Source organism: Herbaspirillum sp. ST 5-3 (genome assembly GCF_004804275.1).
Lineage (GTDB): Bacteria > Pseudomonadota > Gammaproteobacteria > Burkholderiales > Burkholderiaceae_D > Noviherbaspirillum.
On the sequence record NZ_STGI01000018.1, the window covers coordinates 58359 to 85016 of the forward strand.

21 protein-coding genes are annotated in these 26658 nt (G+C 62.4%); 20 read left to right on the plus strand and 1 reads right to left on the minus strand.

The genetic code is table 11. From position 1 onward, the window contains the following. From E6W33_RS24630 to E6W33_RS24705, 16 genes are all read left to right on the plus strand, one after another. Entirely contained in the window at nucleotides 1-1014 is a 1014-nt protein-coding gene (locus tag E6W33_RS24630; RefSeq protein ID WP_211097423.1) for a ring-hydroxylating dioxygenase ferredoxin reductase family protein, read from the plus strand. A 28-nt stretch (nucleotides 1015-1042) separates the two neighbouring features. Beyond that, nucleotides 1043-2374 carry an acetylornithine deacetylase gene (locus E6W33_RS24635; RefSeq protein WP_136420029.1) on the plus strand — a complete coding sequence of 444 codons (1332 nt, stop codon included), beginning with the start codon at nucleotides 1043-1045 and terminating at the stop codon, nucleotides 2372-2374. A 31-nt stretch (nucleotides 2375-2405) separates the two neighbouring features. Beyond that, entirely contained in the window at nucleotides 2406-3146 is a 741-nt protein-coding gene (locus E6W33_RS24640; RefSeq protein ID WP_136420030.1) for an aspartate/glutamate racemase family protein, read from the plus strand. A gap of 34 nt (nucleotides 3147-3180) precedes the next feature. Continuing rightward, entirely contained in the window at nucleotides 3181-4629 is a 1449-nt protein-coding gene (iaaH, locus tag E6W33_RS24645; protein WP_136420031.1) for an indoleacetamide hydrolase, read from the plus strand. A gap of 199 nt (nucleotides 4630-4828) precedes the next feature. After that, entirely contained in the window at nucleotides 4829-5890 is a 1062-nt protein-coding gene (locus E6W33_RS24650) for a YCF48-related protein (protein WP_136420032.1), read from the plus strand. 27 nt (nucleotides 5891-5917) lie between these two features. Next, nucleotides 5918-8296 carry an MMPL family transporter gene (locus tag E6W33_RS24655; protein WP_136420033.1) on the plus strand — a complete coding sequence of 793 codons (2379 nt, stop codon included), beginning with the start codon at nucleotides 5918-5920 and terminating at the stop codon, nucleotides 8294-8296. A gap of 62 nt (nucleotides 8297-8358) precedes the next feature. Continuing rightward, nucleotides 8359-9954 carry a DUF1302 family protein gene (locus E6W33_RS24660; RefSeq protein ID WP_211097424.1) on the plus strand — a complete coding sequence of 532 codons (1596 nt, stop codon included), beginning with the start codon at nucleotides 8359-8361 and terminating at the stop codon, nucleotides 9952-9954. Between the two features lie 22 nt (nucleotides 9955-9976). Then, on the plus strand, nucleotides 9977-11227 hold the full coding sequence (locus E6W33_RS24665; RefSeq protein WP_136420034.1) for a DUF1329 domain-containing protein: 1251 nt from the start codon (nucleotides 9977-9979) through the stop codon (nucleotides 11225-11227). Nucleotides 11228-11404: 177 nt separating this feature from the next. Beyond that, entirely contained in the window at nucleotides 11405-12349 is a 945-nt protein-coding gene (locus E6W33_RS24670; protein ID WP_136420035.1) for a 3-carboxyethylcatechol 2,3-dioxygenase, read from the plus strand. A gap of 24 nt (nucleotides 12350-12373) precedes the next feature. Then, a complete protein-coding gene (gene mhpD / locus E6W33_RS24675; protein ID WP_136420036.1) occupies nucleotides 12374-13162 on the plus strand; it encodes a 2-keto-4-pentenoate hydratase in 789 nt (262 codons plus the stop codon). An 11-nt stretch (nucleotides 13163-13173) separates the two neighbouring features. After that, a complete protein-coding gene (locus tag E6W33_RS24680) occupies nucleotides 13174-14118 on the plus strand; it encodes an acetaldehyde dehydrogenase (acetylating) (RefSeq protein ID WP_136420037.1) in 945 nt (314 codons plus the stop codon). Between the two features lie 14 nt (nucleotides 14119-14132). Further along, complete coding sequence (gene dmpG / locus E6W33_RS24685; RefSeq protein ID WP_136420038.1) at nucleotides 14133-15158, plus strand: 4-hydroxy-2-oxovalerate aldolase; 1026 nt, start codon at nucleotides 14133-14135, stop codon at nucleotides 15156-15158. A gap of 45 nt (nucleotides 15159-15203) precedes the next feature. Next, entirely contained in the window at nucleotides 15204-16082 is an 879-nt protein-coding gene (locus E6W33_RS24690) for an alpha/beta fold hydrolase (RefSeq protein WP_136420039.1), read from the plus strand. A 37-nt stretch (nucleotides 16083-16119) separates the two neighbouring features. Further along, nucleotides 16120-16548, plus strand: coding sequence for a lipocalin-like domain-containing protein (locus E6W33_RS24695; RefSeq protein WP_136420040.1), 429 nt, complete (start codon nucleotides 16120-16122; stop codon nucleotides 16546-16548). 77 nt (nucleotides 16549-16625) lie between these two features. Beyond that, nucleotides 16626-17456: an alpha/beta hydrolase gene (locus E6W33_RS24700; RefSeq protein ID WP_136420041.1), complete on the plus strand. Its 831-nt coding sequence runs from the start codon at nucleotides 16626-16628 to the stop codon at nucleotides 17454-17456. Continuing rightward, nucleotides 17453-18421, plus strand: coding sequence for a VOC family protein (locus tag E6W33_RS24705; protein ID WP_136420042.1), 969 nt, complete (start codon nucleotides 17453-17455; stop codon nucleotides 18419-18421). The genes E6W33_RS24700 and E6W33_RS24705 overlap by 4 nt, the downstream gene beginning before the upstream one ends. Before the next feature lie 79 nt (nucleotides 18422-18500). Here the strand turns inward: E6W33_RS24705 and E6W33_RS24710 are convergent, their stop codons facing one another. Then, nucleotides 18501-20096, minus strand: a complete 1596-nt coding sequence (locus E6W33_RS24710; RefSeq protein ID WP_136420043.1) for a catalase — start codon at nucleotides 20094-20096, stop codon at nucleotides 18501-18503. A gap of 283 nt (nucleotides 20097-20379) precedes the next feature. Here E6W33_RS24710 and E6W33_RS24715 point away from each other — a divergent pair, with 283 nt between their 5' ends. The 4 genes from E6W33_RS24715 to fdhF all read left to right on the plus strand — a co-directional run bounded on the left by E6W33_RS24715 (nucleotide 20380) and on the right by fdhF (nucleotide 26650). Next, the gene (locus tag E6W33_RS24715) at nucleotides 20380-21525 is read left to right on the plus strand and encodes a Do family serine endopeptidase (protein ID WP_136420044.1); all 1146 of its coding nucleotides are present in this window, start codon (nucleotides 20380-20382) and stop codon (nucleotides 21523-21525) included. A 218-nt stretch (nucleotides 21526-21743) separates the two neighbouring features. Beyond that, complete coding sequence (locus E6W33_RS24720; RefSeq protein WP_136420045.1) at nucleotides 21744-22220, plus strand: formate dehydrogenase subunit gamma; 477 nt, start codon at nucleotides 21744-21746, stop codon at nucleotides 22218-22220. Continuing rightward, nucleotides 22217-23779, plus strand: coding sequence for an NADH-quinone oxidoreductase subunit NuoF (locus tag E6W33_RS24725; protein ID WP_136420046.1), 1563 nt, complete (start codon nucleotides 22217-22219; stop codon nucleotides 23777-23779). The genes E6W33_RS24720 and E6W33_RS24725 overlap by 4 nt, the downstream gene beginning before the upstream one ends. Before the next feature lie 18 nt (nucleotides 23780-23797). Continuing rightward, nucleotides 23798-26650, plus strand: a complete 2853-nt coding sequence (gene fdhF, locus E6W33_RS24730; RefSeq protein WP_136420047.1) for a formate dehydrogenase subunit alpha — start codon at nucleotides 23798-23800, stop codon at nucleotides 26648-26650. Nucleotides 26651-26658 lie beyond the last annotated feature (8 nt).

Sequence of the window (26658 nt, forward strand, 5' to 3'; positions counted from 1 at the left end):
ATGCATCACGTCAAATTTAACTATGCCGATGGCATCAGCCGCAGTTTTGAAATCGCTCCCGGCGAGCTCATTCTCGATGCCGCCATCGCCGCCGAGGTTCCCGTGCTGTACCAGTGCCAGTCTGGCAGCTGCTCCACCTGCGCGGCCCAACTGTCGTCCGGCGACGCGCCGACGCGCGCTGGCGTCAGCTCGACCTTGCTGGCCAGCGAAGTGGCCGCCGGCACGCGCCTGCTGTGCGTGTGCGAAGCCAATTCGGATTGCAGCTTCGACCTTGCCTACACCAGTGAAGCCGGTAGCAGCGTCGCGCACAATGTCCATGCCTTCATCGACTCGGTCGAGCAGATCGCCAGCAATGCCGTGCGCCTGACGGTGGAACTGGCGGACGGAGAGTGGATGGAATTCCGCCCCGGCCAGTTCATGCAGATCGAGGTGCCCGGACTTGGCGTACTGCGCAGCTATTCGCCGTCGAGTGTGGGCACCGACGTGCCGAAAATGGAGTTCCTGATCCGCATCCTGCCCGAGGGCGCGATGTCCAACTTCCTGTCGAAGGAAGCCGCGCCGGAGCAGGTGCTCAAGCTGAGAGGCCCGTACGGCTCCTTCTTCCTGCGTGAAGAGAAAAGGCGTGCGCCGCACATTTTCGTGGCGGGCGGCACCGGCCTCGCGCCCATCCTGTCGATGATCGACACGCTGCGTCAAAGCGGCGGACGCAAGCCGCCCATGCTGCTCAGTTTCGGCTGCGCCACGCCGGATGCGCTGTTCTGCCTGGAAGACATCGCGTTGCGCAAGCAATGGCTGCCGACGCTCGAAACGCGCATCTGTGTCGACCGCGATCCGCAGGAAGGCATGCATCACGGTAATCCGGTCAGCGCCCTGCGCGAAGGCGATGTCACGCCTGACACCGTCGCCTATCTCTGCGGGCCGCAAGTCATGATCGACGCCGCCACCAGGCGTTTGATCGAGCTCGGCGCCGATCCGGCCAACATCTACAGCGAACAATTCACGCCGAGCAATTAGAAACAGAAGTAACGCAAAGGAGCCATCTATGCTGCCCGTCACCACCCCCGTCCCGTTTTCCGCCGAACAGAAGAAATGGTATGAGCAGGCCTGCGCGAAGATCGATCCCAGGCGCCTGCAACAACTGCTGTTCGATCTTACCGACATCCACAGTCCGACCGGTGCCACGCGCGCGGCCAGCGAATTCATGGTCGCTCATCTAGGCAAGGTTGGCTTCGAGGCCGACTACCAGCCGCTGACCGACATCAGCGGTAACGTCAAGGCGCAGTACAAGGGCACGGGCGGCGGTGCGTCAGTGATGCTGTACGCGCCGATCGACACGCATCTCGACTGCACGCCGGAAGAAAGGGAACTGCTGACCGGGCCGGCCACCGAAGCCGACATGCAGCCGCGCGCACAACAGATCGATGACTGGGTATTCGGCCTGGGCGCGTCCAACCCCAAGGGCATGATCGCCACCTTGACAGAAGTCGCCACTGCGTTGATCGAGGCGAAGGTGCCGCTGCGAGGCGACCTGCTGATGGGCATGGCCGATGGCGGCATGCCGGTGGACATCTCCTCGCGCCAGCACGCCGGCATGTCCGGCGGTGTCCTGCACCTGCTCAATCGTGGCATGTATCCCGATTTCGCCATCATCATGAAGCCATGGAACTGGGTCTATCACGAAGAGCCCGGCATGGCCTGGTTCAAACTGCGCGTCTACGGCACGCTGGGCTATGCGGGCGTGCCGCACGACATTCCCGGCTTCCGCAGTTCGGTCGGCGCCACCGCCACCGTCATTCCCGAGCTGGAGAAATGGATCATCGACTATGCCGAGAAAAACACCTCGGGTGTGGTCAAGCCGCACGGCTGGATTGCCGGCGTGCGCGGCGGCGATCCTGAGCGCCCGGCCTTCCCGTCCTTCCTGACCGAATTGTTCTTCGATGTGCGGGTCAATCCGCGCACCTCGCCGGCCGAGGTGAGAGCGCAGTTCGCGGCCTTCGTTGCCGACCTCAAGGCGCGCCGGCCCGAGCTGCAGATGGATTGGGAAATGTACGGCTCCGTGCCAGGCGGTACCACCGATCCGCACAACTGGATCATCCAGTCCTGCAAGCGCGGTTGGGAACATGTCGAAGACAAGCCGCATGGTACGCCCGACTGGCTGGGCGGACAGACCGACGGCGCCGCCTTGCGCCGCTGGGGTGTGCCGACGGCACGGATCGGTTGGCCGTGGCCGGCGCAAGGGGCGCCGCTGCCGGTGGCCGAAGGACTGGGTGGCATGGGTGCGACCTACATCCCCGAACTCATCCCCTGTGCCAGGAAAATCATGTACGCGCTCATTGATACCTTGACGCGCTCTCGCAGCGAATTGGGTTTGTAAACGCCCTGTGGAAAAACGAAAGGATCCGACCATGAAGAAGAAACGCATCAAGCTCATTGTCCCAGTGCCGATGAGCGAACAAACCAAAGCGATGTTCGCCTCCCAGCTTCCTCCGGGCATGGTGCGCGACGACATCGACGTGGAGTTCGTCGGCGCCGGCAGCGTGCTCAGCCTGGCCGACAGCTATTACGACACGACCCTGATGGATGCCGCGGTGCTGGCCGCCGGCATGAAGGCCGAGGAAGAGGGTTTCGATGCGGTATGCATCAATACCGTCAGCGATTCCGGCCTCTACGGTTTGCGCTCGCGCCTGTCGATTCCCGTGATGGCGCCGGGCCAGAGCGCATTCCACCTGGCGTGCACGCTGGGTCACAAGTTCAGCGTCCTGACCATGTGGCCGCAGTGGTTCGCGCTCTACCGCAAGACGCTCAAGGAATACAACCTCGAGTCGCGTGTGGCATCGATACGCTCCATCAACGTGCGTCCGGATACCGAGTCCTTGTTGCAGGGCAAGGAGGAAGTCGTGTTCGGCAAGCTGCTGGAGCAGGCCAGGCTGGCCATCGAGGAAGACGGCGCGGACGTGCTGGTACTGGGTTCAACCACCATGCATCAGTCGCACGCCTATCTGGCGGCCAACTTGCCGGTGCCGGTCCTCAACCCCGGCGTGATTGCCTACAAGATGTGCGAAATGCTGCTCGACCTTGGCATCGCGCACAGCAAGACCGCCTTCCCCAGTCCGGAAGTGATCAAGGATCAGGCCTTCCGTATTTAATTCGGCATATGACATGGCAGCACAGGAGCCTTGCATGAAAACGTCTCACGTGGCAGCTGATGCGCTGTCGACCGATCTCACCATTTACCAGGCGATTGAAGCGTTCCGCGACGGCACGCTGACCAGCACGGCACTGGTCGAGGCCTGTTTGCGGCGCATCGAGGAACTCAAGCATCTCAATGTCTTTGTGACGGTCGATGCAGCCGGCGCGCTCAAGGCCGCCGCGCACGCCGACATGGAGCGCGCGGCGGGGAAGCCGGGGAAGCCGCTGGCCGGCATCCCCATCGTGGTCAAGGACAATATCCACGCCGCCGGCCTGCCGTGCACGGCAGGTTCCCCGGCACTGGCCGATTTTGTGCCCGAAAAGGATGCACCCACATTGCAGAAGCTGCGCGATGCGGGCGCCGTGCTGCTGGGCAAGACCAACATGAACGAGTTCGCCTTTGGCGCGACGGGCTATAACCCCTCATTCAATACGGGCAGCAAGGTGGGCGTGCGCAACGCGTATGACAGCGAACGGATTGCCGGCGGTTCGTCCTCGGGCAGCGCGGCAGCGATCGGCGCACGCATGTCGCTGGCGGCACTGGGCACGGACACGGGCGGATCGATGCGCATCCCCTGTGCGCTGAACGGGTGCGCATCGCTGCGGCCCAGCAGCGGCCGTTACCAAAGCCTGGGCACGATTCCCATTTCGACCAGCCGGGACACCGTCGGGCCGATGGCGCAATGCATGTCGGATGTGGCCCTGCTCGATGCACTGATTACCGATGACTATGCCTTGCCGCCCATCGCGCTGGCCGAGTTGCGTCTTGGCGTGCCTGCCGAATTCTGGGTCAGGCTGGACGAGGAAACGCAGGCATGCGCCGAGGCTGCACTGAACAAGTTGCGCGAGCACGGCGTGACGCTGATCGACATTCCGGATGCCGGACTATTCGATCTGAATCAGCCGATCGGCTTTCCCGTCGTGATCCACGAGGCGCGCGTCGGCATGCAGGCCTGGCTGCGCGAGCAGGGGCCGGGGATATCCATCGAGGCCATGGTCGAGAAGATCAACAGCCCGGATGTGAAAGCCATTTATGAGCAATGGGTTCTTCCCGGAAAATTGCCGACCCCGCAGGGCATGATCGATGTCGAACCCTTGTACGAGGTTGCCGAGAAGATTGGCCGCAACGCGCTGAAGCAGCGCTATCAAACCCTGTACGAAAGCTTGTCGATTGACGCCTTGGTATTTCCCACGACCACCATTGTGGCACCGCCGGCGGGCCCGGAAGTCAACGAACCGGAAACATTCGAACGCCTGATCCGTAATACCGAACCCGCCGCCAGCGCAGGACTGGCGTGCATCCAGCTACCGGTCGGCCTCGGCCGGTGCAGCGGCCTGCCGGTCGGGCTGGAACTGGATGCGCCGGCAGGAAGCGATCGCCGCCTGCTCGCAATCGGCGTCGCCATCGAATCCGTGCTCGGCCGCATACCGCCAGCCTGAAAACGCTCCGACTTGCCATGTGCTGGCGCGCCAGCACGGCAGCATCTCGCACTCGCGCATATCCAATATGTGACGCCGACATCATGAATAGTGCAGGCAAGGGATAAGCGCGCGGTGTTCGGATAGCCGCACATGTTCCAGATCAAGAAAATCGATTCATGGAAGCTGTTTTTTTCATTTCAACTTTGTGGATTTCTCTATGAACAAACCGTCCAGTCTTCGCGTGGCGGGCTCGCCCCGGCCGAGCGGGAAACAGCGCCTGGTCAATCTCCTCGTGTCGGCACTGCCGTGGATGATCATCGCCGGTCTGTTGTATGCCGGTCTGTTCATCAAACCGCAGGCAGTCGGCGCGAGCGTCACGCCGCCCGTGCTGGAGCGCCGGGACCGCGTCTACGGCCTCGCACAAGGAGAGGGCGGCACACTGCTGGCTGCCGCTTCCAACGGCAAGATTCTGGCCGTCGGCGCGGACCGCAAGATTGCGCGCCAGGCAACGCCAGTCGACCTGTCCTTGCAGGATATCGCCGCATTCGATGCGACGCATGCCGTGGCGGTCGGCAACGACAACGTGATTCTCACCACCGAGGACGGCGGCAGGCACTGGATCAAGGCCGACAAGGTGCCGCGCTCGCAAGTCGCCAACAAGCTCAACCGCGTGCGCGCTGGTGCCAATGGCGTGGCGGTCGCCGTGGGCGAGATGGGCGCACTGCTGCGCACGCAGGACTACGGCAAGACCTGGGAGCGCTTGCGCGAAGAAGAAGACGTGGCCTGGAACGACGTTGCCATCCTCGACGGCGGTGCGTTCGTGGTGGTCGGCGAGTTCGGCAAGATCCTGCGCAGCGCTGACGGCGGCAAGAGCTGGGAGATGGTGCAGATGCGGGAACAAGCCCCGGTGGAGGGCTCGCTGATGGCGGTCGCATTCCGTGATGCGTCCAATGGTGTCGCCGTCGGGCTCGACGGCGTCGTGCTGACCAGCAGCGACGGTGGGCGCAAGTGGAGCAGCGTCAAGCTGCCCGCGCACGAGCACCTGCTGGATGTGCTCTGGAACGCCCACAAGAGCGAATGGTTCGCGGTCGGCGTGCTGGGCCGCTGGATCAGCGGCACACAAGGCGCCGACGGCGTGCAATGGAAGACTGGCGTACTGGGTGAGCACACCCTGTCCTGGCATACCCGCGCCCTGGCGTCCGGTTCCGCCTACTGGCTGGCGGGCGCCGATGTCGGCACCTGGGACGGCCAGAAGTGGGCGCCGTTCACACCGAATTGAATCCCTGAATTTTCCGAGACTGCTCCCATGATTGAACGCATCGCGCATTTCTGCATCAGCCGGCGCAAACTGGTCGTCGGCCTGCTGCTGGCCTGTACCCTCGTTTTGAGCTGGTTCGCTCTGCACATCCAGGTGCGTACCGTGTTCGAGGACATGCTGCCCTCGAAGCACGAGTACGTAAAGACCCACGAGAAATTCAAGGATACCTTCGGCGGCTCGAACATGGTCACCATCATGCTCGAGGTCGACAAGGGCGACATTTTCCAGACGCCCGTTCTTGAGAAAGTGCGCGACCTGACCCTGGGCATGCGTGAAGTATCCGCGGTCAACCAGTTTCAGATCACTTCGCTGGCCTCCAAGAAACTCAAGGAAGTGCACGCCTCGACCAGCGGCATCGAAAGTTCGCCGCTGATGTGGCCGGACGTGCCGCAGACGGCAGAGAAGATGGCCGAACTGAAATCGGCGGTCCTGCGCAATCCGCTGGTGTATGGTCCGTATGTCTCGAAGGATTTGCAGGCCACGCTGATCACGGTGGATTTCATCGATCAGAAAGTCGATTATGCGACGGTCTTCAAGGAGATCAATGCGCAGATCGCCAAGGTCGCCAAGGTCGACGATGGCTCGGTAAAGATCCGCGTGGTCGGCGATCCGATCCTGTTCGGCTGGGTGAACCACTACCTGCCGGAGACCTTGCACCTGGTGTTCTACGCGCTGGGCGTTACGCTCGCCATGTTGTTCGTCCTGTTGCGCACCTGGCGCGGCGTCGTGCTGCCCTTGCTGGCCGGCCTCGTCTCCGCGATCTGGGCGCTGGGTATTTGCCAGATCCTGGGCATCAGTTTCGAGCCGCTGGTGATCGTGGTGGCGATGCTCATCACCTCGCGCGCCGTTTCGCACTCGGTGCAGATCGTCAATCGTTTCGATGACGAACTGGAGGCGCAGCCGCAACTCAGCGGCGAAGAATTGTCTGGCACCGCCGCCCGCGTCGCGCTGGCCGACCTGTTCCGTCCCGGCATGCTGGGCGTGATCGCCGACGCCGCCTGCATGGCCGTGGTGGCGATGAGCCCGATTCCTATGCTGCAAAAGCTCACGGTGTTGTCCGTGGTCTGGGTGTCCACGCTGACCGTCAGCGCCGTGATCCTCACGCCGGTGCTGCTGTCCTATATCCGCAGGCCGCGTGGTTATGCGCATCCGCTCAATCTGCAGCCGGTCCTGCGCAAGGTGCTGGACTTCGCGGTCGGCATCACCTTGTCCCGTGCGCGCTACCTAGTGCTGGGTACAAGCCTGCTGGTGATCGTCAGCGCCGGCATCTATGCCCTGAACTTGAAGATCGGCGACGCCAATCCCGGATCGCCGATCCTGTGGCCGCACGCAAAGTACAACCAGGATTCCAAGGCAATCAATTCGCGCTTTGAAGGCGTCGACCGCTTGTTCGTGGTGATTGGCGACGACAACCGGCCGGGCGTGGTCAAGGGCAATGACGTGCTGCCATCGATGGACCGCTTCCAGCGCTTCATGGAAGTGCAGCCCGAGATCGGCGGCTCGCTGTCGATCGCCGATGTGATCCCGCAGGTCAATGCCAGCCTGCACGAAGGCAATCCGCATTATCAGGAGATGTCGGACAACGCGGCCATCAACGCCAGCCTGATGGCGATGCTGGAGTCGGTCTCCGAGCCGGGCGACATGGATCGCTTCGTCGACAAGCAGTCCTCCAACGGCTCGGTCACGCTGATGTTCCGCGACCGCCAGGGCGAAACCATTCGCACCGCGGTGGCACGGATCAAGGAATTCATCGCCGCCAACCCGCTCAAGGAAGGCCACTGGCAACTGGCAGGCGGCGTCGTTGGCGTGATGGCGGCGATCAATGAAATCATCCTCTCCAGCCAGATCGAAGCCATCGCGCTGGCGCTGTTGGTGCTGGCGGTGCTGTGCACCATCGTCTATCGCTCGACGATCGCCGGGATGCTGTTCATGGTGCCGGTCATCATCTCCAACATGCTGACCTTTGCCTTCATGGTCTGGAAAGGGATCGGCATGAACATCAATACCGTGCCGGTGGCCGCCCTTGGCATCGGTCTGGGCGTGGATTACGCGTTCTACATCGCCGATCGCGTAAAGGAAGAAATTGCCATCGGCAGTTCTCCCGAGCACGCCATCAGCCAGGCGCTGCATTCGGCCGGCATGGGCGTCATCGTCACGGCCAGCGTGCTGATCCTGAGCACGCTCTTGTGGTGGGTCTCGTCGCTGCGCTTCCAGGCAGAGATGGGCCTCTTGATGGCCATCTGGCTCTCCGTTTCTGCCATGTCGGCGCTGTTCGTGATGCCTTCGCTGATCTACGTGTTCCGTCCCAGATTCATCTTTGGCGCGCAAGGAGGAGATGCCAAGGCACCGCTGCAACAGGCAGCCTAATTTCTGATTAAAACAAAAACCTATTTCCAATTCTTTTTCATGCCTCTTTGTAGGGAGACAAAATGAAGCAACACAAGATGAAGCTTACGCGGCGCAATCACCTTTTCCACGCGCTGATCCCCACCGCAGTCATGGTGGCCGCCAGCCCGCTGGCACTGGCCGATGACAACAGCGGCGACGGCCGCTTCCACTTCGACGGCTATCTGCGCGAGGAAGTGTCCGTCAATGCCAAGAACTGGCAGGACACGCCCGGCTACAACGACACGGGCAAGGTGTCGATGGCGCGCACCACCGCGCGCCTGAACATGGACTTCAAGGCGAACGACACCGTCACCTTTGTCGCCAAGGCGCGCGCTTCCAAAGAGTTGAACACCCCGTTCCTGAAACATCTGGAAAGCATGGGCGCCAACAGCTCCAGACATCAGGGGCTGACAAAGGATCTGTACGACGATCTCGATGTGCGCGAGTGGTATGCCGATATCAAGGCAAGCGACCGCGTCAAGTTCCGTATCGGCAAGCAGCAGATCGTCTGGGGCGAGACTGACTTCTTCGTTGCCAACGACCTCGCGCAAGGCTATGACAACGTCTGGCGCAGCTTCCTCGAGCCGGCCAACGAGGAACTGCGCAAGGGCAACATTATTCTCAAGGCCAATATCGATGTTCCCGAGGCCAACGGCGGCATTGAAGCCTTCATTCGTCCGGGCTGGGATCGCAAGAGGGATATCGGCACCGAGATCGATATCTATGGCGGCCGTTGGTCCAGTCAGCCCTATGCCGGCGTGGACTTCCGCAACATCGATCCCTACGCCTGGAACAACGCGAAAGCCGACATCCACAGCAAGACCGGCGGCGTGCGCTGGAGCGGCATGGCAGGCGACACCAACTACTCTGTCTCGTGGATGCGGACCTTCTACAACTCGCCGATCATGAATCCGTCGTCGAATCTGGCACTGTTCGGCCTGCCCAACGTGCCTTCGGGCGCTACACCGACGGGAAGCTCGACTACGGCCGGCGTGGCGGGAGAGATCATCTATCCGATCGTGAACGTGGTCGGTGCGACGGCCAGCCGTTACTCCGACATGGCTGATGCCGTATTCAGCACCGAGGTGGCCTATATCAAGGATGCACCTTTCAACTTCGCTGCAGGAACGCCGTCCCCGCTGAGCGGCGCCGTCGCGCCGGGCTTCGACGGCTGGAAGACCAAGAACGTGATCGCTTCCATGATCCGCATGGACAAGAATTTCGCGTTCACCCAGGGCCTCCTGGGCACGGAAAAACCGATGTTCTTCTCGGTGCAGCTGTTCGACAAGTGGATCCAGAACTTTGACGCGAACGAGAATCTGCTCTACAGCGTCGGCTGGGGCGGTCGCGTCAAGCGCCACAACACGCTGGCGACTGCCATCTTCGATCTGAGCTATGACAACGGCCGCATTCACCCGCAGCTCGTGCTGGGTTCGGACGTGACCAATGGCGGCGGTTTCTTCGTCCCCTCCCTCACGACCCAGTTAAGCAAGAACCTGCGCTGGAAGATCGAGTACGACGGTTTCTGGGATAACGGCTATGCCAAGGGCCCCGTTCCTGGCAGCGACAGGACCACGCTGTTTGGCTATTTGCACAACCGCGATCAGGTCTACACCAGCCTGACCTATCTCTTCTAATCCATTGCACTGGAGAGCATTCATGAAAACAACGACTCTGTACTCCCGTCTCATCGCCGTGCTGATCGGCACCTCCTGCCTGCCGGCGTTGGCAGCAGACCTGGCTGAAGGCACGGTGATTTCCGCCGCCAACCTGGACCAGGTCAAGAGCGCCACCTTCGACGGCCATACCATCGGCAGCATGCTGTCCGAGAGGATGGAGTGGCGCATCCGTAACAACGGCTGGAAGCTCACGCTGGCGCATGCAAAGAAAGTGGCGCTTGACCCGAACTGGGTCAAGGCCAGCAAGGCCAATGAAGGCAAGACCAGGATCAACGATGCCACTTGCAAGGTCGATGGCTGGAAAGCCGGCGAACCGTTTCCCGAGATCGACGTGAAAGATCCGGAAGCTGCGAAGAAGATCGTCTGGAACCTGCACTTGGGCTCGCTGCTCGGCGACGTGTCCTCCGTGCCGAATTTCACGCAGTTGCTGATCGACGGCAAGAGCGGCATCCACGCTGAACTGGTGGCCGAATTCACCCGCTTCAACATGAAAGGCCGTTTGACCGGCGGCTCGTCCACCATCGGCGATGATGACGAGAGCGCACGTCAGCTGCTGTTCTTCAAGGCGCCATCCGAAGTCAAGGGCATCGGTACTTACACCATGATGTACGACTCGAACAAGGTGCCGGACGTCTGGGCCTATGTCCCCGCGGTACGCCGTACCCGCCGTCTGTCGGGCGGTGCATGGATGGATCCGGTCGGCTCCTCCGACCAGTTGCAGGATGAGATCGACGGCTTCAATGCACGTCCGTGCTGGTACCCGGGCTACAAGCTGCTGGGCAAGCGCTGGCTCCTGGCTCCGGCCAACAGCCGGGTGGACGTCTGGAACCAGAAGGCGTCCGCGACCGCCGAGAAGTATCCGACGCTGGACCGTTCTGCGCCGTTCTGGAACCTGAACGACTCGTTCGAGCCGCGCGAAGTGTATATGGTCGAGGTCGCCACGCCGCCGCAGCACCCGTACAGCAAGAAGGTGCTTTACATCGAAACGGCGTATCCGCGTGTTCACTACGTGGAGACCTACAACCGCAAGGGCGAATTCTGGAAGTTCATCGAAATGCACTCCTACGTCAATGCCAAGGCAGGTGACATTCGCACCGTCTCTGCAGGCGTGATCGATTTCCAGCGCAACCACGCGACGGTTTCACTCATCGACGTATCGACCTGGCGCACCAACTTCGACGCCAAACCGAGCGATGTATCGCTGACCAGGCTGGAGTCGGCAGGGCGCTAATGGCGTGTTTGGGGCCGCTCGCTCCTTCGCGGGCGGCCTCTTTTTTCCTGTCATGCCAGGACGTTTCCTGGCGTGACAGACCCTCGGGCGGATTGCAGTCCGCAAGGCGCACCATCGCCAGGCGTATCCGTTGCGAGTGTCGGGGGATCGCCCGACAAGCATCTTAAGAACATCGCTATGCCAATCCATCTCGAATGCCTTTCCCATACGCCGCTGCACGGCTACTTCGATCCCGCGCCGCAGATCGTCGCCGAGGTCGAGGCGACAGCGGCTGCCGCCCGGGAACGCGTGCGCGCCTACGCCCCGGAGCTGGTGATCGTGTTTGCGCCCGACCACTACAACGGTTTTTTCTACGACATGATGCCGCCGTTCTGCATCGGTACCGCAGCGCACTCGATCGGCGATTACAAGAGCAAGCCAGGACCGCTGAACGTGCCACCCGAACTTGCGCGCGAGATGGTTGAAGCCGTCCTTGCCGCCGACATCGATACCGCCATGTCCTACCGGATGCAGGTCGATCACGGCTGTGCGCAAGCGCTTGAAGAGCTGACTGGCGATCTCGATACCTATCCGGTAATCCCCGTGTTCATCAATTCGGTGGCGCCGCCTATGGCGTCGCTGCGCCGAGTCCGTCTGCTCGGCGAGGCCATCGGTCGTTTCCTGCTGCGTACCGGCAAGCGCGTGCTCGTGATCGGTTCCGGCGGCATCTCGCATGAACCGCCGGTGCCGGAAATGAAAGGCGCCACGCAGGAAATCGCCGAACGCCTGATCGCGAACCGCAATCCCTCGCCGCAAGCGCGCGCGGCTCGCCAGGAACGCACCGTGGCTGCCGCCATCGCCTTCTCCAAGGGCGAAGCGCCGGGCATGCGGCCCTTGAACCCGGAGTGGGACATGGCCTTCCTGCAGCGCCTGCAACAGGATCTGCGTGCGGTGGATGGCATGACCGATGGCGCGATCACGCGTGAGGGCGGCCGCTCGGCACACGAGATCCGCACCTGGGTCGCCGCATTCGGCGCGCTGTCGGCCTTCGGCGCGTACGACGCGCACATTGATTTCTACCGTGCGATCCCGGAATGGATTGCCGGATTTGCCGCTATGCACGCCGACCCGCTGCAAGCCTGACGACAAGTATCACGAGGAGAAGAGATGTCGAATCAAACATTGGTAAAGGAACTGGCCGCACGGCTGCGCTCCGCAGAAAACACGCGCCAGCCGGTGGCGCCGGTGCGCGGCGAAATCGCGCTCGACGACATGGCGGCTGCCTATGCCGTGCAGCAGGCCAACGTCGATGCGCGTGTGGCGAACGGCGAACGCATCGTCGGCCGCAAGATCGGCCTGACCTCGTTCGCGGTGCAAAAGCAGCTGGGCGTCGACCAGCCCGACTTCGGCGCGTTGTTCGCGGACATGGCCTATGGCGACGGTGAACCGATGCCGTTGTCACGCCTGATCCAGCCCAAGGCCGAAGCCGAAATCGCCCTTGTGCTGAAGCACGATCTCACGCGTGAAAAGCACACCTTCGCCGACATCATTGGCGCCACGGACTACGCACTCGCTGCGATCGAGGTGGTCGACAGCCGCATCCAGCACTGGGACATCCGCTTTGTGGATACCGTTGCCGACAATGCATCGAGCGCCTTGTTCGTGCTCGGCAGCCGTCCGGTGCCGCTTGCCGATCTCGATCTCGTCGCCGCGACGATGACGCTGTCGCGCGACGGCGAAGTGTTGTCGCGCGGCAGTGGCGCTGCCTGTCTCGGCAATCCGCTGAACGCGGCCGTCTGGCTGGCGGACATGATGGTGAAGATGAACACGCCCTTGCGGGCCGGCGACGTGCTGATGACCGGCGCGCTCGGGCCGATGGTGCCCGTCACGCAGCCCGGAACTTTCACCGCGCAGATCGACGGACTGGGCAGCGTGCGCGCGGTATTTAGCGAATAAGGAATCAAGCAATGAGCAAGAAACTCAAGGCTGCCATCATCGGCAGCGGCAACATCGGCACGGACTTGATGATCAAGATCCTGCGCCACGGCAAACATATCGAGATGGGCGCGATGGTCGGCATCGACCCGAACTCGGATGGCCTCGCGCGCGCCGCGCGCATGGGCGTGGCGGTCACGCATGAAGGCGTGGAAGGCTTGACCAGAATGGTCAACTTCGCCGACATCGACATCGTGTTCGATGCGACGTCGGCCGGTGCGCATGTCAAGAACGACGCTTTCCTGCGCAAGCTCAAACCCGGCATTCGGATGGTCGATTTAACGCCGGCGGCGATCGGCCCGTACTGCGTCCCGGCGGTCAACGGCGACGCGCACCTGGACGCGCTGAATCTGAACATGGTCACCTGCGGCGGGCAGGCAACGATCCCGATGGTCGCCGCCGTGTCGCGCGTGGCCAAGGTCTGCTACGGCGAAATCATTGCCTCGATTTCCAGCAAGTCCGCCGGCCCCGGCACGCGCGCCAACATCGACGAATTCACGGAAACGACGTCCAAGGCCATCGAACAAGTCGGCGGTGCGCAAAAGGGCAAGGCCATCATCATCCTGAACCCCGCCGAGCCGCCCTTGATCATGCGCGACACCGTGTATTGCATGACGGAACTTAACGCCGACCAGGACGCCATCCGCCAATCGGTCAGGGACATGGCGTCCGCCGTGCAGGAATATGTGCCTGGCTATCGCCTGAAACAGGAAGTGCAGTTCGACCGCTACGAGAACGGCCTGAACCTGCCCGTCATCGGCAAGCAGCCCGGCCTGAAAGTCTCCGTCTTCCTCGAAGTCGAAGGTGCGGCCCACTACCTTCCGGCCTATGCCGGCAACCTCGACATCATGACCAGCGCGGCCTTGAAGACCGCGGAGCGCATGGCCGAGCGTCAACTTTTCGCAGCAGCGGCCTGAGCGGAGGAATGCACATGTTTGACAAGACCAAAAAGATTTACGTCTCCGACGTCACCCTGCGCGACGGCATGCATGCCATCCGCCACCAATATAGCCTGGAGCAAGCGGTGCGGATTGCCAGGGCACTGGACGAAGCGAAGGTCGATTCCATCGAAGTCGCCCACGGCGACGGCTTGCAAGGATCGAGCTTCAACTACGGCTTTGGCGCGCACACCGACCTGGAATGGATAGCGGCTGTCGCCGGCGTGCTGAAGCATGCGAAAGTGGCGACACTTCTGTTGCCCGGCATCGGCACCATCCACGATCTCAAAAATGCCTACGACGCCGGCGCGCGCATCGTCCGCGTGGCGACTCACTGCACCGAAGCAGACATATCGAAGCAGCACATCGAATACGCAAGAAAGCTTGGCATGGACACCGTCGGTTTCCTGATGATGAGCCACATGACCACGCCGCAAAACCTCGCGCAGGAAGCGAGGAAGATGGAAAGCTATGGCGCGACCACGATTTACGTGGTGGACTCGGGCGGTGCGATGAGCATGTACGACATCGCCGATCGCTTCAAGGCGTTCAAGGACGTGTTGAAACCCGAGACGCACACCGGCATGCACGCGCACCACAACCTGTCCCTCGGTGTGGCCAATTCCATCGTCGCGCTCGAACACGGCTGCGACCGCATCGATGCCAGCTTGACCGGCATGGGTGCGGGCGCGGGCAATGCACCGCTGGAAGTCTTCATCGCTGCCGTCGACCGCATGGGCCTGAACCACGGCTGCGACGTGAAAAAGCTGATCGACGCAGCGGAAGACATCGTGCGTCCGATCCAGGAACGCCCGGTGCGCGTGGATCGCGAGACGCTGGCGCTGGGTTATGCCGGTGTCTACAGCAGCTTCCTGCGTCATTCCGAAGCTGCTGCGCAGAAGTACGACTTGCCGGCCTTCGACATCCTGGTCGAACTGGGCAAGCGCCGCATGGTCGGTGGCCAGGAAGACATGATTGTCGACGTCGCACTCGACATGTTGAAGCAGAAGGCCGCCTGACACAGGTGCATTTCATCGAAACACGTTTATGCGAAGGAATCGCACATGAGTAAATCGTATACCGAAGCTTCGACAAGCCAGTTCGTGACAGTCCGCGACGGCGAGGTGGAGTACAAGGTTCACTACAACGACGTCGGTCCGCGTTTGGGCCAAACTTCGGGCCAGGTCGTCGTGATGCTGCACGGCTCGGGTCCGGGCGCGACCGGCTGGGCAAATTTCCACCGTAACATCGAGCCTCTCGTCGCGGCCGGTTACCGCCTGCTCCTGATCGACATGCCCGGCTTTGGCAAGAGTGATGTGTTCCTCAATACGGCCGGTTCGCGTTCGGACTTCAACGGACGCATCGTCAAGCTCGTGCTCGACCAGCTCAACATCGAACGCGCACACGTGATCGGCAATTCGATGGGCGGACACAGCACCACGGCCTTCGCGCTCGCCAATCCCGAGCGTGCCGGCAAGCTGGTCCTGATGGGCGGCGGCACGGGCGGTCCGAGCCAGTTCGTGCCGATGCCGACGGAAGGCATCAAGCTGATCAACCTCGTCTACCGCGAACCGACGCTCGAGAACGTCAAGCGCATGATGAACGTCTTCGTGTTCGACGCCGGCGCACTGACGGACGATCTGCTGCAACTGCGCGTGGACAACATGCTCGCGCGCCGCGAGCACCTCGACAACTGGGTGAAGAGCCTGGCGGCGAACCCGAAGCAGTTCAGCGACTATGGCGCACGCCTCGGCGAGGTCAAGGCGCCGGCTCTCATCATCTGGGGCCGCGATGATCGGTTTGTTCCTTTCGATATCGGCCTGCGCCTGCTGTGGGGCATGCCGAACGCCGAGATGCACATCTTCAACCGTTGCGGCCATTGGGCGCAGTGGGAGCATGCCGACAAATTCAACCGCATGGTGCTGGAATTTCTTGCGGCGTGACGAAATTATCAACAAGTCAGGTAACAGAGGAGTGTCAATGAGCAAACAAGGAATGACCGGGCGCTGGCAAATCGTCGCATGGGAGCAGGTCTACGACGATGGCCGCCGCACTTACCCGATGGGGCAGCAAGTGGAAGGCTTCATCCAATACGACCCCGATGGCCGCATGATGTGCATGCTGTGCCGCGGCGACCGCCAGAACTTCGCCACCGGCGGGCAGTGGAACGCGTCGGAGCAAGAAAAGGCCCAAGCCTACAGCTCCATGCTGGCCTATGCCGGAACCTACACCTTTGCCGGCGATACCGTCAGCCATCACGTCGAATTGAGCGCCTTTCCCAACTGGAAGGGAGGCACTCAGAAGCGCCGCATCGAGACGATGGATGCAGGCCAACTGGTGCTGGCGGCACGTCTGGAAGAGGGCACCTCGGAAGCGCGCACTGCACGGCTGGTCTGGAAGCGCGCTTGATTTTCCCTCTTCCTCCCTCGATCCAGGCAAACCAAGGCAGCAACACTTCGCACGGCACACAAATTCGGAAGGCAAGCATGAGCGAGAACATTCCCGAGATTGGCAACAGCATCATCCTCGACGGGATGAACATCAACTATCACGATCGCGGGCAGGGCGACGCCGTCCTGCTCATTCACGGCTCCGGCCCGGGCGTGACGGCGTGGGCCAACTGGCGGCTGGTCCTGCCGGAGCTCGCCGCGACGCATCGCGTGATCGCGCCGGACATGGCCGGCTTCGGCTACACACAAACGCCGTCTGGATATCAGACATCGCCGGAAAACTGGGTCGCGCAAGTCATCGGCCTGATGGATGCGCTGGGGATCGCGCAGTTTTCCATCGTCGGCAATTCCTTTGGCGGAGCCATTGCGCTCAGGACGGCGAGCATGTATCCGGATCGCGTCAAGAAGCTGGTGCTGATGGGCTCGGCGGGAACGAGTTTCCCCATCAGCGAAGGGCTGGACAAGGTGTGGGGATATCAGGCGTCGCGCGAAGCCATGCGCGAACTGATCGGCATCTTCGCCTACGATCAGTCCATCGTCACGGACGACTTGGTGGACATGCGCTACCGGGCCAGCATTCGCGCCGACGTGCAAGAGCGTTTTGCTCGGCTGTTTCCTGCGCCGCGCCAGGAGGGTATCGACATGCTCGCGCTGAGCGACGCGCAATTGAACGCCATTCGCATGCCGGTCGCGATCGTGCATGGGCGTGACGATCGCGTCATTCCCTTCCAGGTATCGGAAATGCTCGCGGCAAAACTGCCCAATGCGACCTTGCACCCGATCGACCATTGCGGCCACTGGGTACAGATCGAAAAGAAGCAGGAATTTCTTGGCATCGTCACCCGCTTCATGGAGGAGTACGCATGAGCATCGTCGCCTTGGGTTATGCGGGCATCAGCACCAGCCGTCTTGCCGACTGGGCCGAATTCGGCACGAAATTTCTCGGCCTGCAGATTGCCGACCAGTCGGCGCGTACACTGTCCTTCCGCATGGACGACTTGAGTCAGCGCTTTCAATTTGAAGAGGGTGCGGACGGCATCATCCAGCATCTGGGATGGGAAGTGGAAAGTGGCGCGGCCTTGCAAGCGATGGCGGCACGCCTGGAAGCGGCCGGCGTCCGAGTCGAGCGGGGCAGCGCCGCGCTGGCCGAGCAGCGCCGGGTGCGCGAACTCATCAGGATGCATGATCCGGCAGGAAACCGAGTCGAACTCTACTGGGGGCCGGAAAAGGCAGATAGCCCATTCGCGCCGGGGCGCAATATCGCGGGTTTCCGCACCGGCCCGCTTGGCATCGGCCACGTCGCCTTGACTTGCGACAGGATCGAATCCGTCCTGCCCTTCTATACCGAGCTGCTCGGCTTCGGCGTGTCCGATTACGTGCTGGCGCCGTTCAAGGCGTATTTTCTGCACACGAACGCGCGCCACCACAGCCTGGCCTTGATAGAAACGGGACGATGCGGCGTCCATCATCTGATGATGGAGCTGATGCAGTTCGACGATGTCGGGCATGCGTACGACCTTGCCCAGTTGCGCAAGGAAAATATCGCGGTCACTCTGGGCCGGCACTCCAATGATCATATGACGTCCTTCTATGTAAAGACGCCCTCGGCATTCATGATCGAGTACGGATGGGGCGGCCTCGCCATCGACCCCGCCAACTGGCAGGCCGTGGAGCTGACCGACGGCCCCAGCATCTGGGGACACAACCGGAGCTGGCTGAGCGAGGAAGCCAATGCGGTCTTGCGCGCCCAACTGCAAAACAATGCCGACCGCGGGCTGCGCCACCCGGTAAAAGTACTGCCTGACAATCATGTTCTCATGAAGGATGGCTAGCGCGAAATTCCTGAAGGGGCTTGTCGATGCGGTGGCGCGCCGGGCTTGATCCGGGCCCGAGACCGGATCGGCCTTTCCTTTACGTTCTCCCGGGCTCCGACGTCGGCTGCTCGGCACGGCCGCTGGTATAAGTCGCCGCCGCCCGCCGCGCATGCGGCGCCGGTTTGCCCTCCAGCGGCGGCAAATCCTTCGCCTTCGACAGCGCGATGCCCGCCGCCTGCGCGACGCGCGTGCCAAAGTCATGGTCGCAATGCCACAGATGCCAGACCATGCGCAGCTGGATCGGCTCCGGGCATTGCTTCAGGTCGTCACTGATATTCGCAATCAGGTCCTCGCGTTCCCAATCCTCGAAGCTGCGATAGCGGTCGCCGGCCTGCTTGTAATCATCCGCCGTGCGCGAAGTCTGATAGCGCCCGAGGTGGCCCTCGACCCATTGGTGATATTCCTTCTCCGGCTTTGGCGCCTCCTGCACGCCGCCCAGCATGCTCGGCTCGTAGTTGATGTGGCGGTTCGCGCCGCTGTCATCGACGCCATAGGCCATCTGGCCATCGCGCTGGTTGGTGTGCGTCGGCGCCTTTTCCTGCGGTGCGTTGATTGGCAATTGCAGATAATTGGGCCCGACGCGATAACGTTGCGTGTCCGAATACGACAGCGTGCGTCCCTGCAGCATCTTGTCGTCCGAAAAGTCAATACCATCGACCAGCACCCCGGTGCCGAACGCCGCCTGCTCCGTCTCCGCGAACACATTGTCCGGATTGCGGTCCAGCACCATGCGCCCAACCGGCAGCAGCGGAAACTTGTCTTCCGGCCAGCGTTTGGTGTCGTCGAGCGGATCGAAGTCGAGCTCCGCATGCTCGCCGTCCGTCATGAGCTGCACGCAGAATTCCCATTCGGGGAAATCACCGCGTTCGATCGCATCGTGCAAATCTTTGGTCGCATGTCCGACATCGCGTGCCTGGATCTCGGCCGCTTGCGCGGCCGTCAGGTTGCGCACGCCTTGCTTCGGCTGCCAGTGAAACTTGACGAGATGCGCGACGCCTTCGTCGTTGACCAGCTTGTACGTATTGACGCCCGACCCTTCCATCTCGCGGTAGTTGGCCGGAATGCCCCACGGGCTTTTCACCCAGGTCAGCATGTGCAGCGCCTCCGGCGACTGCGACACGAAATCGTAAAAGCGCCACGGCTCCTGGCGATTGGTGACCGGATCCGGCTTGAATGCATGGATCATGTCCGGGAACTTGATCGCGTCACGAATGAAAAACACTTTAAGGTTATTGCCGACCAGGTCCCAGTTGCCGTCAACCGTCTTCAGCTTGACCGCGAAACCGCGCGGGTCGCGCGCCGTCTCGGGCGAGTCCTTGCTGCCGATCACAGTGGAAAACCGGACGAACACGGGGGTGCGCACCCCGGTTTCGTTCAGCACCTTGGCGCGTGTGTAGGTCGATGCCGGTTCCTTGCCGATCTTTCCGTAGGCTTCAAAATACCCATGCGCACCGGTGCCGCGCGCGTGCACCACCCGCTCCGGAATTCGCTCGCGGTCGAAGTGCGTGATCTTTTCAATGAACTGATAGTTTTCCAGTGTGGCAGGGCCGCGCTCGCCGACCGAGCGCAGTGACTGGTTGTCGCTGACCGGATGGCCCTGGCGGGTGGTGAGAATCGGACGTTCGTCGCTCATGACATTCCTTTCGGGTGCAGTGGAGAAGTCATATTGACAATACGTTGCGCCTTTCTATCCCGCGCTCGGCGTAGTCGTTATTGCTGCACGACGTGCCTCGCATGCGAGCGCAATCATTGCCCTCTGGGAATGACTCCCGAAGGGCAAGTATCGCCGTCCCGCTCTTGCGCTGTCTCAACCTGTCGCCTCGTGCATCAGGTACCGTAGGCCAGCGAATTCAGCGCCTCAGGCCGGCGAGGAAGGGGCGCGTCCCCCCGCCGCTGAAGCTGCAAGGGAGAAACGCATGTCCAACAATACTCTGGCCCGTTGCACACCGGTCGCGGCCCTCGCCCTGCTCCTGCTGCTGGGCGGATGCTCTCCGTCAGGCAAGGAGCAGCCGGCTGCCCAGGCATCCACGCCGGCACCCACACCTGCACCCGCACCGGCCGCAGCACCGGCGCGCGGCATCGAGCTGCCCAGCTTCGTCAACCTCGTCAAGCAGGCGGGACCGACCGTGGTGAACATCAGCGCCATCCAGCAGGGCCGACAGTCCGGTTTGCGTCCGGGCGATCCGCTGTATGAATTCTTCCGGCGCTTCGGCGCCACCCCAGACACCGGCGAAGCGCCGACGCTCAGCCTCGGCTCGGGCTTCATCATCAGCCAGGACGGCTACGTCCTGACCAATGCGCACGTCATCGACCAGGCCGACGAAGTCATCGTGAAGCTGACCGACAAGCGCGAGTTCAAGGCCAAGGTCATCGGCGCCGACGTCTACACCGATGTCGCGCTGGTCAAGATCAAGGCGGACGGCTTGCCCGTGGTGAAGATCGGCGATCCCGGCAAGGTCGAACCCGGCCAATGGGTGGCCGCTATCGGCGCGCCCTTCGGCTTCGAGAACAGCGTCACCGTCGGCGTCGTCAGCGCCAAAGGACGGCTGCTGCCGAACGGCAGCTATGTTCCCTTCATCCAGACCGACGTCGCCGTCAATCCAGGCAACTCCGGCGGTCCGCTGTTCGATACCGAAGGCGAAGTCATCGGCATCAATTCCCAGATCTACAGCGAGACCGGCGGCTACATGGGCATCTCGTTCGCGATCCCGATCGACATCGCCACCGGCATTGCGAAGCAGTTGCGCGAAACCGGCAAGGTGGTGCGCGGCCGCATCGGCGTGCAGTTGCAGGAACTCACCCAGGACATTGCCTCGTCTCTGGGATTGAAGGAGACGACTGGCGCGCTGGTCGCCGCCGTGCAGCGCGGCGGCCCCGCCGACAAGGCCGGCATCAAGCCGGGCGATGTGGTGGTGTCCTTCAACAGCCAGCCGGTGAAGACCACCGCCGATTTCGCGCGCCTGATCGGCGATACCAAGCCCGGCACGACGGTGGGCGCGGAAGTGCTGCGGGGCGGGAAAAGCGTGAACGTGAAGATCACGCCGGACGCACTGGAAGGCTAGCCGCTTGCAATACACCCGCTCGTTGCTGCCAATCGGCCGCACATGCGATCTTTTGGTCAAGCCGGCGAACTCTCGCTATCATATGCACGAGCAGGAACCGGCGCGTGAACGCTCTTTGCAGCACCGATCGTCATGCGGAGAGCGTTTCAAAAGCCATTCTCCTCAACTCCTATCCCTTTTGGCAGGCGCATGAAACACCTGGCAGACCCTCTTGCATCATGAAAAATCCTTCTCCACACACCGAAGTCCTTCAAAGGATCATCTCCGAGCATAGGGAAATGCCCGGCGCCCTGCTCCCGATCCTGCACGCGATTCAGCACGCCGCCGGCTGCATTCCCGCCGAGGCAGTGCCCTTGATCGCCGAGGCGCTCAATCTGTCACGCGCCGAAGTGCACGGCGTGATCAGCTACTACCCCGATTTCCGGCAGCAGCCAGGCGGCCGGCATGTGGTGCGGATCTGTTGCGCCGAGGCTTGTCAGGCCGTCGGCGCCGAAGTCCTCGGCCGCCATGCGCGTGCCGCGCTGGACTGCGACTTTAAGCAAACCACGGCGGACATGGCCTTTTCGCTCGAACCGGTGTATTGCCTCGGCCAGTGCGCCGTGGGGCCGGCGGTCATGATCGACGACAAGCTGCATGCACGCGTGACGCCGGAGGGGCTGGACATCCTGCTCGGCAAGGCTCGGGAGGCGCAATGACGATCAAGGTCTTCGTGCCCCGCGACTCCAGCGCGCTGGCACTCGGCGCCGATGAAGTGGCGGCGGCGATTCGGCAGGAAGCCGCCGCGCGCGGCAAGGATGTCCGCGTGGTGCGCAACGGCTCGCGCGGCATGTTCTGGCTGGAGCCGATGGTGGAGGTCGACACCCCCCACGGACGCATGGCCTACGGCCCCGTCTCCGCCGCCGATGTGGCCGGCCTGTTCCAGGCCGACTTCCTGCAGGGCGGCACGCACAGGCTCTCGCATGGCCTCACCGAGGAGATCCCGTACCTGAAGAAGCAGGAGCGCCTGACCTTCGCGCGTGTCGGCATCACGGATCCCTTGTCGCTCGACGACTATCTGGCGCATGAGGGCTATGCCGGCCTGAGCAAGGCCTTGGCGCTGCGTCCCGAACAAATCGTGCAGGAAGTCATCGACTCGGGCCTGCGCGGGCGCGGCGGTGCGGCCTTCCCGACCGGGATCAAGTGGAAAACCGTGCTGGCCGCGCAAGCCGGACAGAAGTACATCGTGTGCAATGCCGACGAAGGCGATTCGGGAACCTTCTCGGACCGCATGGTGATGGAAGACGATCCCTTCATGCTGATCGAAGGCATGACGATCGCCGGCCTCGCAGTCGGCGCGACGCAAGGCTACATTTATGTGCGCTCGGAATATCCGCACGCCGTCGCGGCGCTCCGGGAGGCGATCGTCATCGCGCGCAAACGCAACTATCTCGGCGCCGATCTCCTCGGTGCCGGCAAGCGCTTTGATCTCGAGGTACGCGTCGGTGCCGGTTCGTACGTGTGCGGGGAAGAAACAGCACTGCTGGAAAGCCTGGAGGGCAAGCGCGGCATCGTGCGCGCCAAGCCGCCGCTGCCGGCGATGTCCGGCCTGTTTGGTCGGCCGACGGTGATCAACAACGTCATATCGCTCGCGACCGTGCCGGTCATCCTGGCGCGCGGCGCGAAATTTTACGAGAACTTCGGCATGGGGCGCTCGCGCGGCACCTTGCCGATTCAGCTCGCCGGCAATGTGCGTCGCGGCGGCCTGGTGGAGAAGGCCTTCGGCGTGACGCTGCGCGACATGCTGTACAGCTTCGGCGGCGGCAGTGCCAGCGGACGTCCCATCCGCGCGGTGCAGGTTGGCGGCCCCTTGGGCGCGTACCTGCCGGAGTCGCAGTTCGACACCCCGCTGGATTACGAAGCATTGATCGCCATCGGCGGCACGCTCGGGCACGGCGGCATGGTCGTGTTCGACGACAGCGTCGACATGGCAAGGCAGGCGCGCTATGCAATGCAGTTCTGCGCGGTCGAATCCTGCGGCAAATGCACGCCGTGCAGGATCGGTTCGATACGCGGCGTCGAAGCGATCGACAAGATCATCGAAGGCCGCGACCGGCCGCAGCAGATCCGGCTGGTGCGCGACCTGTGCGATCTGATGCTCAACGGTTCCTTGTGCGCGATGGGTGGCATGACGCCATTCCCGGTGCTGTCGGCAATGAATCATTTTCCGGAAGATTTCGGCGGCATCCCTTCCGATCAGGCGGCAGGACAAAAATAGAACAGCGAGCGAATCGACATGAACAAGCTGAATGAAACAGACTACGGCACCCCGGCGCGCGCGACCGGCAACACAGTCACGCTGGAAATCGACGGGGTTGCGGTGACCGTGCCGGAAGGCACCTCCGTCATGCGCGCAGCCACCGAATCGGGGGTCAATGTTCCGAAGCTGTGCGCAACCGACAGTCTCGACGCCTTCGGCTCATGCCGTTTGTGCCTGGTCGAGATCGAAGGGCGCAAGGGTTTTCCCGCTTCCTGCACGACGCCTTGCGAACCCGGCATGAAGGTGAAGACGCAAACCCCGAAGCTGGCCGAGCTGCGGCGCGGCGTGATGGAGCTGACTATCTCCGACCATCCGCTCGATTGTCTGACCTGCCCGACCAACGGCAACTGCGAATTGCAGGACATGGCCGGCGTGGTCGGATTGCGGGAAGTGCGTTACGGGTATGAGGGGGCGAACCACTTCGACCTGAAGAAGGACGAGTCGAATCCCTATTTCACCTACGATCCGAGCAAGTGCATCGTCTGCAATCGCTGCGTGCGCGCGTGCGAAGAAACGCAAGGCACGTTTGCATTGACGATCGACGGCCGCGGCTTCGCATCGCGCGTTGCCGCCGGCCAGAATCAGCCCTTCATGGAATCGGAATGCGTGTCGTGCGGCGCCTGCGTGCAGGCCTGCCCGACCGCCACCCTGACCGAGAAAAGCGTGATCGACAAGGGACAGGCCGAGCACAGCGTCGTCACGACCTGCGCCTATTGCGGCGTCGGCTGTTCCTTCAAGGCGGAAATGAAGGGCAGCGAACTGGTGCGCATGGTGCCGTACAAGGATGGCGGCGCCAATCACGGCCACTCCTGCGTCAAGGGCCGTTTCGCATGGGGCTACGCAACGCACAGGGATCGCATCACCAGGCCCATGATCCGCGCCGGCATCCATGAGCCATGGCGCGAAGTGTCCTGGGAAGAAGCGCTGTCATATGCCGCCAGCGAATTCCGCCGCATCCAGTCGAAGTATGGCAAGGATGCCATCGGCGGCATCACCTCCTCGCGCTGCACGAATGAAGAAACCTATCTGGTGCAGAAACTGGTGCGCGCCGCCTTCGGCAACAACAACGTCGACACCTGCGCGCGGGTCTGCCACTCGCCGACCGGCTACGGATTGAAGCAGACGCTGGGCGAATCGGCCGGCACGCAAACCTTCGATTCGGTGATGAAGGCGGATGTCATCGTGATCATCGGCGCCAATCCGAGCGCCGCGCATCCGGTGTTCGCCTCACAACTGAAGCGTCGTCTGCGACAGGGCGCGAAGCTGATCGTTATCGATCCGCGCACCACCGAGCTGGTCAGGTCGCCGCATGTGCAGGCGGACTACCACTTGAAGCTGCGCCCCGGCACCAATGTCGCGATCATCACCGCGCTGGCGCATGTGATCGTGACGGAAGGCTTGTGCGACGAGAAATACGTTGGCGAGCGCTGCGATGTTCAGTCCTTCCGCGATTGGAAGGAATTTGTCGCGCGTCCCGACAATTCCCCCGAAGCGATGGCCGGCATCACCGGCGTGCCGGCCGAAGCCATGCGCGGCGCGGCAAGGCTGTATGCAAGCGGCGCAAACGCGGCGATCTACTACGGTCTTGGCGTCACCGAGCATGCGCAGGGTTCCACCATGGTGATCGGCATCGCCAATCTCGCGATGGCGACCGGCAACGTGGGGCGCGAAGGCGTCGGCGTCAACCCGCTGCGCGGGCAGAACAATGTGCAGGGCTCCTGCGACATGGGCTCCTTCCCGCACGAGCTGCCCGGCTACCGCCATGTTTCCGATTCCACGGTGCGTGCCGCATTCGAGCAGGTGTGGCAGGTGACGCTGGACCCGGAACCGGGCCTGCGCATACCGAACATGTTCGACGCCGCGCTCGACGGCAGTTTCAAGGGACTGTATTGCCAGGGCGAAGACATCGCCCAGTCCGACCCCAATACCCAGCATGTCGCCGCCGCCCTGGCATCGATGGAGTGCATCGTGGTGCAGGACATTTTCCTGAACGAGACCGCCAAGTACGCGCATGTGTTCCTGCCGGGTTCATCCTTCCTCGAGAAGGACGGCACCTTCACCAACGCCGAGCGCCGCATTTCGCGCGTGCGCAAGGCCATGCCGCCGCTGGCCGGCAAGGCGGACTGGGAAGTCACCGTCGCGCTCTCCAATGCGCTGGGTTATCCCATGCAGTACAAGCATCCGTCCGAGATCATGCGCGAGATCGCCGCCCTGACGCCCACCTTCCAGGGCGTGAGCTATGAAAAAATCGACCGCCTCGGCAGCGTGCAATGGCCGTGCAATGACGAGGCGCCGGACGGCACACCGATCATGCACGTCGGTCGTTTCGTGCGCGGGAAGGGGCGCTTCCTGAATACGCAGTACATCCCGACCGATGAAAAGGTCACGCGCAAGTTCCCGCTCCTGCTGACTACCGGCCGCATCCTGTCGCAATACAACGTCGGCGCGCAGACACGGCGCACCGACAACCTGAAGTGGTATAGCGAGGACAGGCTGGAAATCCATCCGCACGATGCGGAAGAGCGCGGCATCCGGCACGACGACTGGGTAGGCATCGAGTCGCGCGCCGGCCGGACGGTCATGCGCGCTACCGTCACCGAGAATGTCCAGCCCGGCGTCGTGTACATCACCTTCCATTTCCCCGAATCCGGGGCCAACGTCGTCACCACCGACAATTCCGACTGGGCGACCAATTGCCCCGAATACAAGGTGACGGCGGTGCAGGTCAAGCCGGTGACGCAACCGTCGGAATGGCAGCGCCAATACGAACGCTTCGACCAGGAGCAGCAGGGATTGCTGCAATCCGCGCAGACCGAGGCCGTCAAATGAGGAGAGGA